Annotated in this window: 1 protein-coding gene; it reads right to left on the bottom strand. The window is 58.1% G+C overall.

Annotated elements, in window-relative coordinates; translation table 11 throughout:
• Nucleotides 1–21: 21 nt before the first annotated feature.
• On the bottom strand, nucleotides 22–795 hold a 774-nt coding region (locus ACUXV1_RS23215), incomplete at its 5' end, for an IS3 family transposase (protein ID WP_446016771.1).

The raw sequence follows: 795 nt of genomic DNA, 5'->3' as shown, positions 1-795 counted from the left end.
CGACTAACCGAGCGGTCTAGTCTAGAGGTTTCCGGCTTCAAGGTGAGCAAGTCGGAGCTCGCTTGGGATATGGTCGCCCAGCGAACTGTGAGGCCTGAATTCGTTGTAATCCTGTCGCCAACGCTCGATTTTGTCACGTGCGTCATCCAGCGACAGAAACCAATGCACATTCAGGCACTCATCCCGCAGACTGCCGTTAAACGACTCGATAAAAGCATTATCCGTCGGTTTTCCTGGCCGCGAGAAGTCCAGCGTGACACCTTGTTGGTATGCCCATTGATCCAGCGCCATCGATATAAACTCGCTGCCATTGTCGACCTGAATCCGTTGTGGTGTCCCGCGCAAGACTTGAACATGCCGCATCGTAGCAACCACGTCCGCGGCTTTCAGCGCGAAATCCACCCTGATCGCCAGGCTCTCCCGGCTAAAATTATCCACTACAGTTAAGGCCCGGATTTTCTGGCCGTTGAACAGCTGATCGGCGACGAAATCCATGCTCCAGCAGGCATTCAAACTGGAGACCGCCGGCCGGGCTTGCCGGTGCACGGCCGCCACTCGCCGCTTGGGCCGTTTGCGCCGCAGGTTCAGACCTTCCTCGCAGTAGATCCGGTAGGTCTTCTTGAGATTGATCTGCCAGCCCTCACGTCGTAGCAGGACGTGGATGCGGCGCGCGCCATAACGAATACGCGTGGCGGCGATCTCGCGGATCCGCTGCCGCTCCGCGCGATCGTCTCGAGGGTGAGGGCGATAAAAATAGCTAGCTTGCCGCAGTTGAATGACTGCGGCGGCGCGACG

This window comes from Chromobacterium sp. W521, from assembly GCF_052805975.1.
This window is presented reverse-complemented; position numbering and strand designations above follow the sequence as displayed.